The following is a 15,715-nucleotide window of genomic DNA, read 5'->3' as shown; positions in this document are numbered from 1 at the left end:
ATCGCCAGCGCCCTGGCTCTCAATGCTCATTTCTGCCAATGTCTTGCCTATTTCTCCAGAGTGCTGGAGAAATGCTACAAAATTGCGCACAATCAAATTGCCGCATTATTCCTAAGAAATTACGCGATATGAAACGTGAAGAGATTTGCCGCTTGCTGGCGGATAAAGTTAATAAACTGAAAAATAAAGAAAATAGTTTGTCAGAACTGTTGCCCGATGTGCGTTTGTTGTATGGCGAGACGCCTTTCGCACGTACACCGGTGATGTACGAGCCTGGCATCATAATTCTCTTTTCCGGGCATAAAATCGGTTATATCAATGAACGCGTGTTTCGTTATGATGCCAATGAATACCTGCTGCTGACGGTGCCGTTGCCGTTTGAGTGCGAAACCTATGCCACGTCAGAGGTGCCGCTGGCAGGGTTGCGTCTCAATGTCGATATTTTGCAGTTACAGGAACTGTTGATGGACATTGGCGAAGATGAGCATTTCCAGCCGTCGATGGCAGCCAGCGGGATTAACTCCGCCACGTTATCAGAAGAGATTTTATGCGCGGCGGAGCGGTTACTCGACGTGATGGAGCGACCACTGGATGCGCGTATTCTCGGCAAACAGATCATCCGCGAAATTCTGTACTACGTGCTGACCGGACCTTGCGGCGGCGCGTTACTGGCGCTGGTCAGTCGCCAGACTCACTTCAGTCTGATTAGCCGCGTGCTGAAACGGATTGAGAATAAATACACCGAAAACCTGAGCGTCGAGCAACTGGCGGCAGAAGCCAACATGAGCGTATCGGCGTTCCACCATAATTTTAAGTCTGTCACCAGTACCTCGCCGTTGCAGTATTTGAAGAATTACCGTCTGCATAAGGCGCGGATGATGATCATCCATGACGGCATGAAGGCCAGCGCAGCAGCGATGCGCGTCGGCTATGAAAGCGCATCGCAATTTAGCCGTGAGTTTAAACGTTACTTCGGTGTGACGCCGGGGGAAGATGCGGCAAGAATGCGGGCGATGCAGGGGAATTAAATACGTTCCCGGTACAGCAACCGGGAACAGGGAAAATCGTCAGGCGTTACAGTATTTTTTTTTAATCACCACAAACAGCGTGCCTAACAAGCCAGCGGTTAACAAGGCAATTGGCAGGATCATCAGGAACGTCATTACCTGATCTTCATGGCGTTTAACGAACGGAATCATACTTAAGGCATAGCCGAAACTGGTTACCACGCTGACCCACAGCAATCCGCTTAACCAGTTGAAAAACTGGAAACGGCGGTTTGGCAGACCGGAAATTCCCGCCATGGTTGGCAGCAGCGTACGGACAAATGCAAGAAAACGTCCAGCCAGCAGCGCCAGCAGACCGTGGCGGTCAAACATGCAGGTGGCGCGCTGGTGATATTTAGCAGGAAGCTGTGCCAGCCAGCCTTTCACCGTTTTGGTATTCCCTAACCAGCGCCCCTGAATATAACTTAGCCAGCAGCCCAGACTTGCTGCGGCGGTCAGAATCGCAATCGTAGGCAGAAAATCCATAACCCCCTGGGCAATCAATGCGCCTGCCAGTATCAACAAGCTGTCGCCTGGCAAAAATGAGGCGGGCAGCAGGCCGTTTTCTAAAAACAGCGTGGCAAACATGACAAAGTAAACAACGCTAACAATATGAGGATCCGCCAGCGCGGCAAAGTCGTGTTGCCAGAGCGCAGCGATGATATCTTGAATAACAGCCATGGACTTTCCTGTGGAACAGCGTTTAAGCCTTTATTTGCCTATTGTACTCCTGAATCGTCCGGGACGCCTTGATCCCGGACGCAACAATTTAAGACTTTTCACAATAAAATGTCTGCAAAATTGTCCAAAAGTGGCAATGTTATACAATCCGCGCAAAACCGGCGTCCAGATCGGCAATCAGATCGTCGACATCTTCCAGACCAATATGCAGGCGAATCAAGGTCCCGCTAAAATCGATCTCGCCTTGTGGGCGAATGGCGGCGATATGTTCTGGTTGATTTGCCAGGATCAACGATTCATACCCGCCCCACGAGTAGGCCATGCTGAATAAACTGAAGCTATCCAGATAGTTCGCCAGCTCTTCATTACTGAGTTTTTTCTTAAGCACAAAGGAAAATAGCCCGCTGCTGCCTGTAAAGTCTCGTTTCCAGAATTCGTGGCCTTTACTGCCAGGCAGAGCAGGGTGGTTAACTCGCGCAACTTGCGGATGTTCTGCCAGCCATTCAGCCACTTTCAGACTGCTTTCATGATGTTGACGCAAACGCACACCTAATGTGCGCAGGCCACGGCTGGTTATATAGGCGGTATCGGCATCGACCATCTGGCCCATCAGATAGGCATTCTCCCGCAGCTGCTCCCAGCAACGGGCATTGCACACGGCAGTGCCAATCATCGCATCTGAATGCCCAACCAGATATTTGGTAGCGGCCTGAATGGAAACATCGATGCCAAAATCCAGCGCCTTAAACAGCACACCGGCTGCCCAGGTGTTGTCGATCATAATGATGGCATCCGGGACCACACTGCGCACGGCGGCAACAATCGCCGGAACGTCGTGGACTTCCATGGTGATGGAGCCTGGCGATTCCAGAAACACGATTTTAGTGTTTGGCTGCAGATGCTTAACGATATCGGCACCAATCAGCGGATCAAACCACGATGTCGTTACGCCCAGTTTGCTGAGGATTTTGCTACAGAAATCCTGACTCGGTTCATAGGCGGTGTTGGTCATCAACACATGATCGCCCTGTTCGACAAAAGCAAGAATGGAATTAGCAACCGCTGCCGCCCCGCAGGGAAATAGCGCGCAGCCTGCGCCACCTTCCAGTTCACACATCGCTTGTTGTAAGGAGAAATGGGTTAACGTTCCGCGCCGTCCATAGAACAACTCGCCATTGGCGCGATTGCGCGTCGCGTGCTTTTTGGCTTCCACACTGTCAAAGACCAGCGAAGAAGCGCGCTGAATCACGCTATTTACCGCGCCGAGAGTGTATTTTTTGCTGCGTCCTGCATTCACCAGTTGAGTATCAAGCTTTTTGTCCGCCATGTCGGGATTCCTGTTTTTATACGTCTGGATGTCTAAACTAGCATGAATATTCGCGGGCGCATCCTGAAGAATTGGCATAAAGCAGAAAATTTTCGCAAATGGCGTGCTGGTGACTTTTTTACTGCGTAAACGCAAGGAAAAGAAAGCAAAGGTACGGCAGTATGCAAATAGTAATGAGAACGACTATCAATTCGACGTCATTTTGATATTATTATGCGCAGATTTTGTGACTTGCGTCCTGGAGATACACAGTGGGTAATAATTTAATGCAGACGGACCTTTCCGTCTGGGGTATGTATCAGCACGCCGATATTGTCGTTAAGTGCGTGATGATTGGGCTTATTTTGGCCTCCGTAGTCACTTGGGCAATCTTCTTCAGTAAGAGCGTAGAGTTCTTCAATCAGAAGCGTCGCCTTAAGCGCGAGCAGCAACTGCTGGCTGAAGCGCGTTCCTTAAACCAGGCCAACGATATCGCCGCTGATTTTGGTAGCAAAAGCTTAAGCCTGCATTTGCTCAATGAAGCGCAGAATGAGCTGGAACTGTCAGAAGGCAGCGACGATAACGAAGGTATTAAAGAACGTACCAGCTTCCGTCTGGAGCGTCGGGTCGCCGCAGTGGGTCGTCAAATGGGCCGCGGTAACGGCTATCTGGCAACCATCGGCGCGATTTCTCCGTTCGTTGGTCTGTTTGGTACGGTCTGGGGCATCATGAACAGCTTTATTGGTATCGCGCAAACGCAGACCACTAACCTGGCAGTCGTTGCGCCGGGTATCGCAGAAGCTCTGTTAGCAACGGCAATCGGCCTCGTGGCAGCGATTCCTGCGGTCGTTATCTATAACGTATTTGCACGCCAGATTGGCGGCTTTAAAGCGATGCTGGGTGATGTTGCAGCGCAGGTATTGTTGCTGCAAAGCCGTGACCTGGATCTGGAAGCCAGCGCCGCTGCGCATCCGGTTCGTGTCGCACAAAAATTACGCGCAGGATAATATCCGATGGCAATGCATCTTAACGAAAACCTCGACGATAACGGCGAAATGCATGATATCAACGTGACGCCGTTTATCGACGTGATGTTGGTTCTGCTGATTATCTTTATGGTGGCGGCACCGTTAGCGACGGTAGATGTGAAGGTGAACTTGCCTGCTTCTACCAGCACGCCGCAGCCGCGCCCGGAAAAACCGGTTTATCTGTCGGTGAAGGCAGACAACTCGATGTTTATCGGTAACGATCCGGTCACCGATGAAACAATGATTACGGCGTTGAATGCGTTAACCGAAGGCAAGAAAGACACCACCATCTTCTTCCGAGCGGACAAAACCGTCGATTACGAGACGTTGATGAAGGTAATGGATACGCTGCATCAGGCGGGTTACCTGAAGATAGGTCTGGTCGGCGAAGAAACCGCCAAAGCGAAGTAAAGTAGAATTGCCTGATGCGCTACGCTCATCAGGCCTACAAAATCTATTGCAACAGGTTGAATCTTCGTGCGTTTGTAGGCCGGATAAGGCGTTCACGACGCATCCGGCATTAGGTGCTCAATGCCTGATGCGCTACGCTTATCAGGCCTACAAAATCTATTGCAACATGTTGAATCTTCATGCGTTTGTAGGCGGATAAGGCGTTTTCGCCACATCAGGTAAGAGTGAATTCACAATGATGCCCGGTTGCTTTTCACAACCGGGCATTTTTTTAACCTAAATGCTCGCCGCCGCACACACCGTGCACTTCTGCGGTGACGTAGCTCGACTCCTGACTTGCCAGATAAACATATACAGGGGCCAGTTCCGCCGGTTGCCCCGCACGCTTCATCGGCGTTTGCTGACCAAACTGCGGGATCTTATCCTGCGTTTGTCCGCCGGAAATTTGCAGTGCTGTCCAGATCGGGCCTGGCGCGACAATATTCACCCGAATACCTTTCTCCGCGACCTGTTTTGCCAGGCCACGGCTGTAGTTCAGAATCGCCGCCTTCGTAGCCGCATAGTCCAGTAAATGCGGACTTGGCTGGTATGCCTGGATTGACGAAGTGGTGATGATACTTGCACCTTTCGGTAGCAGGGGGATCGCTTCCTGGGTTAGCCAGAACAGCGCGAAAACGTTAATGGCAAAGGTCTTTTGAAACTGTTCGCTGGTGAGGTCTGCAATATCCGGAATGGCAACCTGTTTCCCGGCGACCAGCGCCATAATATCCAGCCCGCCTAACGCCTTATGCGCTTCGTGAACCAGCGAACGGGCGAATTTCTCATCGCTTAAATCGCCTGGCAGCAGAACGGCTTTGCGTCCGCATTCTTCAATGATCTTTTTCACATCCTGAGCGTCTTCTTCTTCCACGGGAAGATAACTGATCGCCACGTCAGCCCCTTCACGCGCGTAAGCGATGGCGGCAGCGCGACCTATTCCGGAATCGCCCCCTGTCACCAGTGCTTTACGATCTTTCAGGCGACCGCTACCAACATAGGTTTTCTCGCCGCAATCCGGTACCGGTGTCATCTTCGCCTGGATGCCTGGCGTCGGTTGTTTCTGTTTGGGATATTCACCAGTGTAATACTGCGTGGTCGGGTCTTTTAAATGAGACATCGTTTTTCTCCCTTCAGGTTCAACGTCCTTTAAGGGTAGACGCTCTCGATGCGTTGATAAGGGAACCAGGAAGATCCCTAAACCTCAGAATTATGCGACAAAGGTTTAACGTATATGTTGATTTGCTGTTGCGTGCTGTTTACTCAATTGCGATATACTGTTGCCCGTTTTAACTACACGACAGGAATGTATGGAACGTTTTCTTGAAAATGCAATGTATGCTTCTCGCTGGCTGCTTGCCCCCGTGTACTTTGGCCTTTCGCTGGCGTTAGTTGCCCTGGCGCTGAAGTTCTTCCAGGAGATTATTCACGTACTGCCGAATATCTTCTCGATGGCGGAATCAGATTTGATCCTCGTGTTGCTGTCGCTGGTGGATATGACGCTGGTTGGCGGTTTGCTGGTGATGGTGATGTTTTCCGGTTATGAGAATTTCGTCTCACAGCTGGATATCTCCGAGAACAAAGAGAAGCTGAACTGGCTGGGGAAAATGGACGCAACGTCGCTGAAAAACAAAGTAGCAGCGTCGATTGTGGCAATTTCTTCCATTCACCTACTGCGCGTCTTTATGGATGCGAAAAATGTCCCGGATAACAAACTGATGTGGTACGTCATTATCCATCTGACGTTTGTGCTTTCTGCATTTGTGATGGGCTATCTTGACCGACTGACTCGTCATAATCACTGATCTGATTCGGGCGCGGTTCGCGCGCCCGTTATTAACAGGTCATTTATCGGACGACGCCTGCCACAGATTCAGCTCGCCATCGGCGATATGCTGATCAATCTGCGCCAGCTCCTCGGTGCTAAATGTCAGATTATTCAGCGCCTGCACGTTCTCCTCAAGTTGCTCCGCGCGGCTGGCACCAATCAATACCGACGTCACTCGCTCATCTTTCAGCAACCAACTTAACGCCATTTGCGCCATTGATTGTCCACGCTGCTGTGCCATTTCATTCAATAAGCGCAGGCTGTTGAGGTTGGCTTCGGTAAGCATTTTCGGTGTCAGACCACGAACTTTATTCCCTTCACGATACATCCGTGAATCTTGCGGAATGCCGTTGAGATATTTTCCGGTCAGCAATCCCTGAGCCAGAGGAGTAAAGGCAATACAGCCCACGCCGTTATTTTGCAGGGTATCCAGCAGGCCGCTTTTATCCACCCAGCGGTTCAGTAAATTGTACGAAGGTTGATGAATTAAAAGCGGAATTTTCCACTCGTGCAGCAACTCGACCATTTTTTGCGTCCGCTCTGGCGAGTAAGAGGAGATCCCGACATACAGCGCCTTACCGCTTTGTACCGCATGAGCCAGCGCAGAGGCGGTTTCTTCCATCGGCGTATTTTCATCGACGCGATGAGAGTAAAAGATATCGACATACTCAAGCCCCATACGCTTCAGGCTTTGGTCGAGGCTGGCGAGCAGGTATTTACGTGAACCGCCAGAGCCGTAAGGGCCGGGCCACATATCGTAGCCAGCCTTGGTAGAGATAATCAGTTCATCGCGATAAGCGGCAAAATCCTCCCGCAGCAGGCGACCAAAGTTCTCTTCTGCGCTTCCTGGAGGCGGCCCGTAATTGTTGGCTAAATCAAAGTGCGTAATGCCCAAATCAAACGCTTTACGCAGGATCGCACGCTGTGATTCCAGCGCGTTAACGTGACCGAAATTGTGCCATAAACCGAGCGATAACGCGGGCAGGCGTAAACCGCTTTTTCCGCAATAGCGGTATTGCATCTGCCCGTAACGTTCGGGATTCGCTAACCAGACCATGACCTCTCCTTTCCACCGTTCAATTTCGAAACAATGTTTCTAGTTTAGCGATTCGCCAGCGCGTATCCCGTAGTCTGGCTCACAGAGTGACGAAAAACTGGGCAAAAACACGTGCTTATGCTTTGCTTAAAAAAACACCAGTTGAGGAGTGCAACGATGCCGCGTTTAACCGCCAAAGATTTCCCACAAGAGTTGTTGGATTACTACGACTATTACGCTCACGGGAAAATCTCGAAACGTGAGTTCCTCAACCTTGCGGCGAAGTATGCGGTGGGCGGGATGACGGCATTAGCGTTGTTTGATTTGCTCAAGCCAAATTATGCGCTGGCGACTCAGGTAGAGTTTACCGACCCGGAGATTGTTGCTGAGTACATCACGTATCCTTCGCCAAATGGTCACGGCGAGGTACGGGGTTATCTGGTGAAACCCGCAAAAATGAGCGGCAAAACGCCAGCCGTGGTAGTGGTGCATGAGAATCGTGGACTGAATCCGTATATCGAAGATGTGGCACGGCGAGTGGCGAAGGCGGGGTATATCGCCCTGGCACCTGACGGCTTAAGTTCCGTTGGAGGTTATCCGGGAAATGATGATAAAGGTCGTGAGCTGCAACAGCAGGTTGATCCAACCAAACTGATGAATGATTTCTTTGCCGCAATTGAGTTTATGCAACGCTATCCGCAAGCGGCAGGCAAAGTGGGTATTACCGGATTTTGCTATGGCGGTGGCGTATCGAACGCGGCGGCTGTCGCGTATCCGGAACTGGCCTGCGCGGTGCCGTTTTATGGTCGTCAGGCACCCACTGCCGATGTGGCGAAGATTGAAGCGCCTTTACTACTCCACTTCGCGGAACTGGACACCCGAATCAACGAGGGCTGGCCTGCTTACGAGGCGGCGTTGAAAGCCAATAATAAGGTTTATGAGGCGTATATCTATCCGGGGGTTAATCACGGATTCCATAATGATTCCACGCCCCGTTATGACAAATCTGCCGCCGATCTTGCCTGGCAAAGGACACTGAAATGGTTCGATAAATATCTCTCCTGATAGGTTTATCTCTTACTGGATTACGTCTTAAACAAGCATGAAAAAATAGCGTGCGCAAAAGTCGTTCTTTGCCTAAAATATCGCTATATATGGCGATATATAACGAATGAGGTGAACGATGAATAACCATTTTGGTAAAGGCTTAATGGCGGGATTAAAAGCAACGCATGCCGACAGTGCGGTTAATGTGACAAAATTCTGTGCCGATTATAAACGCGGTTTTGTATTAGGCTACTCACACCGGATGTACGAAAAGACCGGAGATCGCCAGCTTAGCGCCTGGGAAGCGGGTATTCTGACGCGCCGCTATGGACTGGATAAAGAGATGGTAATGGATTTCTTTCGTGAGAATAATTCCTGTTCTACGTTGCGCTTTTTTATGGCCGGTTATCGCCTCGAAAATTGATCAAACATACGTATTATCTTGCTTTAATTAATTACACTAATGCTTCTTCCCTTCGTTTTAGCGCCCCGCCGCAGTATCATGATATCGATAACCATAATAAATGTGTGGTAAATGGCGCATCGATCGCATTATTGATTTTGCGATTGAGGCAAAATATATGCCAGGTCTTCGCAACGGAATAACTATAAATGACTGGAGATAACACCCTCATCCATTCTCACGGCATTAACCGTCGTGATTTCATGAAGCTTTGTGCAGCATTAGCCGCCACCATGGGGTTAAGTAGCAAAGCCGCTGCAGAGATGGCCGAATCGGTTACTAACCCGCAGCGTCCGCCAGTTATCTGGATTGGCGCGCAGGAGTGCACCGGTTGTACGGAATCTCTGCTTCGTGCAACGCATCCAACGGTAGAAAACCTCGTGCTGGAGACTATCTCTCTGGAGTATCACGAAGTGCTTTCCGCCGCCTTCGGTCATCAGGTCGAAGAGAACAAACATAACGCACTTGAGAAGTACAAAGGGCAGTATGTGTTGGTTGTGGATGGTTCCATCCCATTAAAAGATAACGGTATTTATTGCATGGTTGCTGGTGAGCCGATTGTGGATCACATCCGCAAAGCGGCAGAAGGCGCAGCAGCGATTATCGCTATCGGTTCCTGCTCTGCGTGGGGCGGTGTTGCCGCAGCTGGAGTTAACCCAACTGGCGCAGTCAGCCTGCAAGAAGTTCTGCCAGGCAAAACCGTTATCAATATTCCGGGCTGCCCGCCGAACCCGCACAACTTCCTCGCGACCGTTGCGCACATCATCACTTACGGCAAACCGCCGAAACTGGATGACAAAAATCGTCCGACCTTCGCCTATGGCCGTCTGATTCACGAACACTGCGAACGTCGCCCGCACTTCGATGCTGGTCGTTTTGCCAAAGAGTTCGGTGATGAAGGCCACCGTGAAGGCTGGTGCCTGTACCACCTCGGCTGTAAAGGGCCAGAAACTTACGGCAACTGCTCAACGCTGCAATTCTGCGATGTTGGCGGCGTGTGGCCGGTAGCGATTGGTCACCCATGCTATGGCTGTAACGAAGAAGGTATCGGCTTCCATAAAGGCATCCATCAGCTTGCCAACGTCGAAAATCAGACTCCGCGTTCACAGAAACCGGATGTTAACGCTAAAGAGGGCGGCAACGTCTCTGCAGGCGCTATTGGTTTGCTCGGCGGTGTGGTTGGGCTGGTTGCCGGTGTCAGCGTGATGGCGGTGCGTGAACTGGGTCGTCAGCAAAAGAAAGATAACGCTGACTCACGGGGAGAATAACCGTGAACAGACGTAATTTTATTAAAGCAGCCTCCTGCGGGGCATTGCTGACGGGCGCGCTGCCGTCTGTCAGTCATGCGGCTGCTGAAAACCGCCCGCCAATTCCGGGATCGCTGGGGATGTTGTACGACTCGACCTTGTGCGTAGGCTGCCAGGCTTGCGTCACCAAGTGTCAGGATATCAACTTCCCTGAACGTAACCCGCAAGGGGAACAGACCTGGTCGAACAACGACAAACTGTCGCCGTATACCAATAACATCATTCAGGTGTGGACCAGCGGCACAGGGGTCAACAAAGACCAGGAGGAGAACGGCTACGCGTACATTAAGAAACAGTGTATGCACTGCGTCGATCCGAACTGTGTCTCTGTGTGCCCGGTCTCTGCGCTGAAAAAAGATCCGAAAACCGGCATTGTCCATTACGACAAAGATGTGTGCACCGGTTGCCGTTACTGCATGGTCGCCTGCCCATACAACGTGCCGAAGTACGACTACAACAACCCGTTTGGTGCGCTGCATAAGTGCGAGTTGTGCAACCAGAAAGGTGTGGAACGTCTCGATAAAGGCGGTTTGCCTGGCTGCGTAGAAGTGTGCCCGGCGGGCGCGGTAATTTTTGGTACGCGTGAAGAGCTGATGGCGGAGGCGAAAAAACGTCTGGCGCTGAAGCCTGGCAGCGAATACCACTATCCGCGTCAGACGCTGAAATCTGGCGACACTTACCTGCATACGGTGCCGAAATATTATCCGCATCTGTACGGCGAGAAAGAGGGCGGCGGTACTCAGGTTCTGGTACTGACGGGTGTGCCTTATGAAAATCTCGACCTGCCGAAACTGGACGATCTTTCTACCGGTGCGCGTTCCGAAAATATTCAACACACCCTGTATAAAGGCATGATGCTACCACTGGCTGTGCTGGCGGGCTTAACCGTGCTGGTTCGTCGCAACACCAAAAACGACCATCACGACGGAGGAGACGATCATGAGTCATGATCCACAACCGCTGGGCGGCAAAATCATCAGTAAACCGGTCATGATTTTTGGACCGTTAATCGTCATCTGTATGCTCCTGATTGTGAAGCGTCTGGTGTTCGGTCTGGGCTCTGTCTCTGACCTGAACGGCGGCTTCCCGTGGGGCGTGTGGATCGCGTTTGACCTGCTGATTGGCACCGGCTTTGCCTGTGGCGGCTGGGCGCTGGCGTGGGCGGTATACGTCTTTAACCGTGGGCAATACCATCCGCTGGTGCGTCCGGCGCTGTTGGCGAGTCTGTTTGGTTACTCACTGGGTGGCTTGTCGATCACTATCGACGTGGGTCGCTACTGGAACCTGCCGTACTTCTACATTCCGGGTCACTTCAACGTGAACTCGGTACTGTTCGAGACGGCGGTCTGTATGACCATCTATATCGGCGTGATGGCACTGGAGTTTGCTCCGGCACTGTTTGAACGTCTGGGGTGGAAGGTGTCGCTACAGCGACTAAACAAGGTGATGTTCTTCATCATCGCGCTCGGTGCGCTGCTGCCGACCATGCACCAGTCTTCAATGGGGTCGCTGATGATCTCGGCGGGCTACAAGGTGCATCCGTTGTGGCAGAGCTATGAAATGTTGCCGCTGTTCTCGCTGCTGACGGCGTTCATCATGGGCTTCTCGATTGTCATCTTTGAAGGTTCGCTGGTGCAGGCGGGTCTGCGTGGCAACGGTCCGGATGAAAAGAGTCTGTTTGTTAAGCTGACCAACACCATCAGTGTGTTGCTGGCGATTTTCATCGTGCTGCGCTTTGGCGAGCTTATCTATCGCGACAAGCTGTCGTTAGCGTTTGCCGGTGACTTCTACTCCGTGATGTTCTGGATTGAAGTCCTGCTGATGCTCTTCCCGCTGGTCGTTCTGCGTGTGGCGAAGCTGCGTAATGATTCCCGCATGCTGTTCCTGTCAGCACTGAGCGCACTGTTAGGTTGTGCAACCTGGCGTCTGACCTATTCGCTGGTGGCATTCAACCCGGGCGGCGGTTACGCCTACTTCCCGACCTGGGAAGAACTGTTGATTTCTATTGGTTTTGTGGCTATTGAGATTTGCGCTTACATCGTACTCATTCGTCTACTGCCGATACTTCCTCCTTTAAAACAAAACGATCATAATCGTCATGAGGCGAGCAAAGCATGAGCCAGAGAATTACTATTGATCCGGTAACCCGTATTGAGGGGCATTTACGCATCGATTGCGAAATCGAAAATGGCGTCGTTTCGAAAGCATGGGCTTCCGGTACCATGTGGCGCGGCATGGAAGAGATCGTGAAAAACCGCGATCCGCGCGATGCATGGATGATTGTGCAACGTATCTGTGGCGTATGTACTACCACTCACGCGCTGTCTTCCGTTCGTGCGGCAGAAAGTGCGCTGAATATCGACGTTCCGGTTAACGCGCAATACATCCGTAACATCATTCTGGCTGCGCACACCACGCATGACCATATCGTTCATTTCTATCAGCTTTCGGCGCTGGACTGGGTGGACATCACTTCTGCACTGCAAGCTGACCCAACCAAAGCCTCCGAAATGCTGAAAGGCGTTTCGACCTGGCATCTGAACAGTCCGGAAGAGTTCACTAAAGTTCAGAACAAGATCAAAGATCTGGTTGCCAGCGGTCAGTTGGGTATTTTCGCTAATGGCTACTGGGGTCACCCGGCGATGAAACTGCCGCCGGAAGTGAACCTGATTGCGGTAGCGCACTACCTGCAGGCGCTGGAGTGCCAGCGTGACGCTAACCGCGTCGTGGCGCTGCTGGGCGGTAAAACGCCGCACATTCAGAACCTGGCAGTGGGTGGTGTCGCGAACCCAATCAACCTCGACGGGTTGGGCGTGTTGAACCTTGAGCGCCTGATGTACATCAAGTCTTTCATCGACAAACTGAGCGACTTTGTTGAGCAGGTTTATAAGGTTGATACCGCGGTTATCGCCGCGTTCTACCCGGAATGGCTGACGCGCGGTAAAGGTGCGGTGAACTACCTGAGCGTGCCGGAATTCCCGACCGACAGCAAAAACGGCAGCTTCCTGTTCCCGGGCGGCTACATTGAGAATGCGGATCTGTCCTCGTATCGTCCGATCACTTCTCATTCCGATGAATACCTGATCAAAGGCATTCAGGAAAGCGCGAAGCACTCCTGGTATAAAGACGAAGCGCCACAGGCGCCGTGGGAAGGTACCACCATTCCGGCTTATGATGGTTGGTCTGACGACGGGAAATATTCCTGGGTGAAATCACCGACTTTCTACGGCAAAACGGTAGAAGTGGGGCCGCTGGCTAATATGCTGGTGAAACTGGCGGCAGGTCGAGAATCTACCCAGAACAAACTGAATGAAATCGTTGCGATTTATCAGAAACTGACTGGCAACACGCTGGAAGTGGCACAGCTGCACTCCACGCTGGGCCGTATTATTGGTCGTACCGTTCACTGCTGTGAATTGCAGGATATCCTGCAAAACCAATACAGTGCACTGATCACCAATATCGGCAAAGGCGATCACACCACCTTTGTGAAACCGAACATTCCGGCAACGGGTGAGTTCAAAGGTGTTGGCTTCCTCGAAGCGCCGCGCGGTATGCTCTCTCACTGGATGGTGATCAAAGACGGTATCATCAGCAACTACCAGGCAGTTGTTCCATCAACCTGGAACTCTGGTCCGCGTAACTTCAATGATGACGTCGGTCCTTACGAGCAGTCGCTGGTGGGTACACCGGTTGCTGATCCGAATAAACCGCTGGAAGTGGTGCGTACCATTCACTCCTTCGACCCGTGCATGGCCTGTGCGGTACACGTAGTGGATGCCGACGGCAACGAAGTGGTTTCAGTGAAGGTTCTGTAATGCGTATTTTAGTCTTAGGGGTCGGCAATATTTTGCTGACCGATGAAGCCATCGGTGTGCGGATTGTCGAAGCGTTAGAGCAACGATACATTCTGCCGGATTATGTTGAGATCCTCGATGGCGGCACGGCGGGAATGGAGCTGCTTGGCGACATGGCAAATCGCGATCATCTGATTATTGCGGATGCCATTGTGTCGAAGAAGAGCGCGCCGGGAACGATGATGATCCTGCGGGATGAAGAAGTTCCGGCGTTGTTTACCAACAAAATCTCTCCGCATCAGCTTGGCCTGGCCGACGTCTTGTCGGCCCTGCGCTTCACCGGCGAGTTTCCGAAAAAGCTGACCCTGGTCGGCGTGATCCCGGAATCGCTGGAGCCACACATCGGCTTAACGCCGACGGTTGAAGCAATGATTGAACCTGCGCTTGAGCAGGTTCTGGCTGCGCTGCGCGAATCAGGCGTGGAAGCCATCCCACGGGAGGCGATTCATGACTGAAGAGATAGCAGGTTTCCAGACCTCCCCGAAGGCGCAAGTACAGGCAGCGTTTGAAGAAATTGCCCGGCGTTCGATGCACGATCTCTCTTTTCTGCATCCTTCAATGCCGGTGTATGTTTCTGATTTTACGCTGTTCGAAGGTCAGTGGACGGGGTGTGTGATCACCCCGTGGATGCTGAGTGCAGTTATCTTCCCCGGCCCGGATCAACTCTGGCCGCTGCGCAAAGTGAGTGAAAAAATTGGTCTGCAACTGCCGTATGGCACCATGACCTTTACCGTTGGCGAACTGGACGGTGTTTCGCAATACCTCTCCTGTTCGCTGATGTCACCGCTTTCGCACAGTATGTCGATTGAAGAGGGCCAACGCCTGACGGATGACTGCGCACGAATGATCCTTTCGCTGCCAGTCACGAATCCGGATGTACCACACGCAGGGCGTCGCGCCCTGCTGTTTGGTCGCAGGAGTGGCGAAAATGCATGAGTTGTCGCTTTGCCAGAGCGCCGTTGAAATTATCCAACGGCAGGCGGAGCAGCACGATGTTAAGCGCGTCACCGCCGTGTGGCTGGAAATTGGCGCGCTCTCCTGCGTTGAGGAGAGCGCCGTCCGTTTTAGTTTTGAAATTGTCTGCCACGGAACGGTGGCGCAAGGGTGCGATTTACATATCGTCTATAAACCCGCCCAGGCCTGGTGCTGGGATTGCAGCCAGGTGGTGGAGATTCATCAGCACGATGCGCAGTGTCCGATCTGTCATGGCGAGCGGTTGCGTGTCGATACCGGCGATTCGCTGATCGTCAAAAGTATTGAAGTTGAATAACCGGAGTTAATAATGTGTATTGGCGTTCCAGGCCAGGTGCTGGCTGTCGGTGAAGATATTCACCAGCTTGCGCAGGTTGAAGTATGTGGTATCAAGCGCGACGTGAATATCGCCCTGATTTGTGAAGGTAACCCTGCCGATCTGCTGGGCCAGTGGGTGCTGGTACACGTCGGATTTGCCATGAGCATCATCGACGAAGATGAAGCCAAAGCCACATTAGACGCACTGCGCCAAATGGATTACGACATTACCAGCGCGTGATGATTAGCTTTCGTAGATACTGTTATGGCCTGCAAGTTTTTTCCTGGTCCGGTTTCCCGGATTGCAGGCATGCCAGACACAGCGCCGTCAGGCGCTGTTTTTTTCATCCCTTCCGCGATTTTTACGCCGCTACCGGAT

At 51.9% G+C, this 15,715-nt stretch carries 18 protein-coding genes; 14 read left to right on the top strand and 4 right to left on the bottom strand.

What is annotated here, in order from left to right; translation table 11 throughout:
* The first annotated feature begins 128 nt into the window (after nt 1-128).
* Nucleotides 129-1,028 (top strand): DNA-binding transcriptional regulator YqhC, encoded by a 900-nt coding sequence (gene yqhC, locus ACJHXA_RS14755; RefSeq protein ID WP_001298382.1) that lies wholly within the window; start codon nt 129-131, stop codon nt 1,026-1,028.
* Nucleotides 1,029-1,067: 39 nt separating this feature from the next.
* On the opposite strand, the gene yghB is transcribed toward yqhC, so the two are convergent.
* Together yghB and metC are read right to left on the bottom strand one after the other, a co-directional pair.
* Nucleotides 1,068-1,727, bottom strand: coding sequence for a DedA family general envelope maintenance protein YghB (gene yghB / locus ACJHXA_RS14750; RefSeq protein ID WP_000268419.1), 660 nt, complete (start codon nt 1,725-1,727; stop codon nt 1,068-1,070).
* 139 nt (nt 1,728-1,866) lie between these two features.
* A complete protein-coding gene (gene metC, locus ACJHXA_RS14745; protein ID WP_001315867.1) occupies nt 1,867-3,054 on the bottom strand; it encodes a cystathionine beta-lyase in 1,188 nt (395 codons plus the stop codon).
* A gap of 251 nt (nt 3,055-3,305) precedes the next feature.
* Between metC and exbB the strand changes: the two genes are divergently transcribed.
* Both exbB and exbD read left to right on the top strand, forming a co-directional pair.
* Nucleotides 3,306-4,040 carry a tol-pal system-associated acyl-CoA thioesterase gene (gene exbB, locus ACJHXA_RS14740; protein ID WP_000527844.1) on the top strand — a complete coding sequence of 245 codons (735 nt, stop codon included), beginning with the start codon at nt 3,306-3,308 and terminating at the stop codon, nt 4,038-4,040.
* A 6-nt stretch (nt 4,041-4,046) separates the two neighbouring features.
* Nucleotides 4,047-4,472, top strand: coding sequence for a TonB system transport protein ExbD (exbD, locus tag ACJHXA_RS14735; RefSeq protein ID WP_001240712.1), 426 nt, complete (start codon nt 4,047-4,049; stop codon nt 4,470-4,472).
* A 271-nt stretch (nt 4,473-4,743) separates the two neighbouring features.
* Here the strand turns inward: exbD and yghA are convergent, their stop codons facing one another.
* Nucleotides 4,744-5,628 carry an NADP(+)-dependent aldehyde reductase gene (gene yghA, locus ACJHXA_RS14730; protein ID WP_000018760.1) on the bottom strand — a complete coding sequence of 295 codons (885 nt, stop codon included), beginning with the start codon at nt 5,626-5,628 and terminating at the stop codon, nt 4,744-4,746.
* A 190-nt stretch (nt 5,629-5,818) separates the two neighbouring features.
* On the opposite strand from yghA, the gene ACJHXA_RS14725 reads away from it, so the two are divergent.
* Entirely contained in the window at nt 5,819-6,313 is a 495-nt protein-coding gene (locus ACJHXA_RS14725; protein ID WP_000439331.1) for a TIGR00645 family protein, read from the top strand.
* Between the two features lie 39 nt (nt 6,314-6,352).
* Here ACJHXA_RS14725 and gpr read toward each other — a convergent pair whose 3' ends face one another.
* Entirely contained in the window at nt 6,353-7,393 is a 1,041-nt protein-coding gene (gene gpr / locus ACJHXA_RS14720; protein WP_000262156.1) for an L-glyceraldehyde 3-phosphate reductase, read from the bottom strand.
* Between the two features lie 156 nt (nt 7,394-7,549).
* On the opposite strand from gpr, the gene yghX reads away from it, so the two are divergent.
* From yghX to hybG, 10 genes are all read left to right on the top strand, one after another.
* Nucleotides 7,550-8,437, top strand: a complete 888-nt coding sequence (yghX, locus tag ACJHXA_RS14715) for a YghX family hydrolase (protein WP_001297303.1) — start codon at nt 7,550-7,552, stop codon at nt 8,435-8,437.
* Between the two features lie 118 nt (nt 8,438-8,555).
* Nucleotides 8,556-8,843, top strand: a complete 288-nt coding sequence (gene yghW, locus ACJHXA_RS14710; RefSeq protein WP_001059136.1) for a DUF2623 family protein YghW — start codon at nt 8,556-8,558, stop codon at nt 8,841-8,843.
* Between the two features lie 188 nt (nt 8,844-9,031).
* Entirely contained in the window at nt 9,032-10,150 is a 1,119-nt protein-coding gene (hybO, locus tag ACJHXA_RS14705; RefSeq protein WP_000145410.1) for a hydrogenase 2 small subunit, read from the top strand.
* A gap of 2 nt (nt 10,151-10,152) precedes the next feature.
* The gene (gene hybA / locus ACJHXA_RS14700; protein WP_001081870.1) at nt 10,153-11,139 is read left to right on the top strand and encodes a hydrogenase 2 operon protein HybA; all 987 of its coding nucleotides are present in this window, start codon (nt 10,153-10,155) and stop codon (nt 11,137-11,139) included.
* Nucleotides 11,129-12,307, top strand: a complete 1,179-nt coding sequence (hybB, locus tag ACJHXA_RS14695; RefSeq protein ID WP_000017703.1) for a Ni/Fe-hydrogenase cytochrome b subunit — start codon at nt 11,129-11,131, stop codon at nt 12,305-12,307. The genes hybA and hybB overlap by 11 nt, the downstream gene beginning before the upstream one ends.
* Nucleotides 12,304-14,007: a hydrogenase 2 large subunit gene (gene hybC, locus ACJHXA_RS14690; RefSeq protein WP_000083065.1), complete on the top strand. Its 1,704-nt coding sequence runs from the start codon at nt 12,304-12,306 to the stop codon at nt 14,005-14,007. The genes hybB and hybC overlap by 4 nt, the downstream gene beginning before the upstream one ends.
* Nucleotides 14,007-14,501: a HyaD/HybD family hydrogenase maturation endopeptidase gene (locus tag ACJHXA_RS14685; protein WP_001221953.1), complete on the top strand. Its 495-nt coding sequence runs from the start codon at nt 14,007-14,009 to the stop codon at nt 14,499-14,501. Before hybC ends, ACJHXA_RS14685 begins: the two co-directional genes overlap by 1 nt.
* Nucleotides 14,494-14,982 carry a hydrogenase-2 assembly chaperone gene (gene hybE, locus ACJHXA_RS14680; protein ID WP_000134014.1) on the top strand — a complete coding sequence of 163 codons (489 nt, stop codon included), beginning with the start codon at nt 14,494-14,496 and terminating at the stop codon, nt 14,980-14,982. The genes ACJHXA_RS14685 and hybE overlap by 8 nt, the downstream gene beginning before the upstream one ends.
* Nucleotides 14,975-15,316 carry a hydrogenase maturation nickel metallochaperone HypA gene (gene hypA, locus ACJHXA_RS14675; RefSeq protein WP_000544952.1) on the top strand — a complete coding sequence of 114 codons (342 nt, stop codon included), beginning with the start codon at nt 14,975-14,977 and terminating at the stop codon, nt 15,314-15,316. Before hybE ends, hypA begins: the two co-directional genes overlap by 8 nt.
* A gap of 12 nt (nt 15,317-15,328) precedes the next feature.
* Nucleotides 15,329-15,577: a hydrogenase maturation factor HybG gene (gene hybG / locus ACJHXA_RS14670; RefSeq protein ID WP_000334896.1), complete on the top strand. Its 249-nt coding sequence runs from the start codon at nt 15,329-15,331 to the stop codon at nt 15,575-15,577.
* Nucleotides 15,578-15,715 lie beyond the last annotated feature (138 nt).

The organism is Escherichia sp. WS33 (genome assembly GCF_046486385.1).
GTDB lineage: Bacteria > Pseudomonadota > Gammaproteobacteria > Enterobacterales > Enterobacteriaceae > ECMA0423.
The sequence above is the reverse complement of the archived record's forward strand: the minus strand, read 5'-3'. Positions and strand labels throughout refer to the sequence as shown.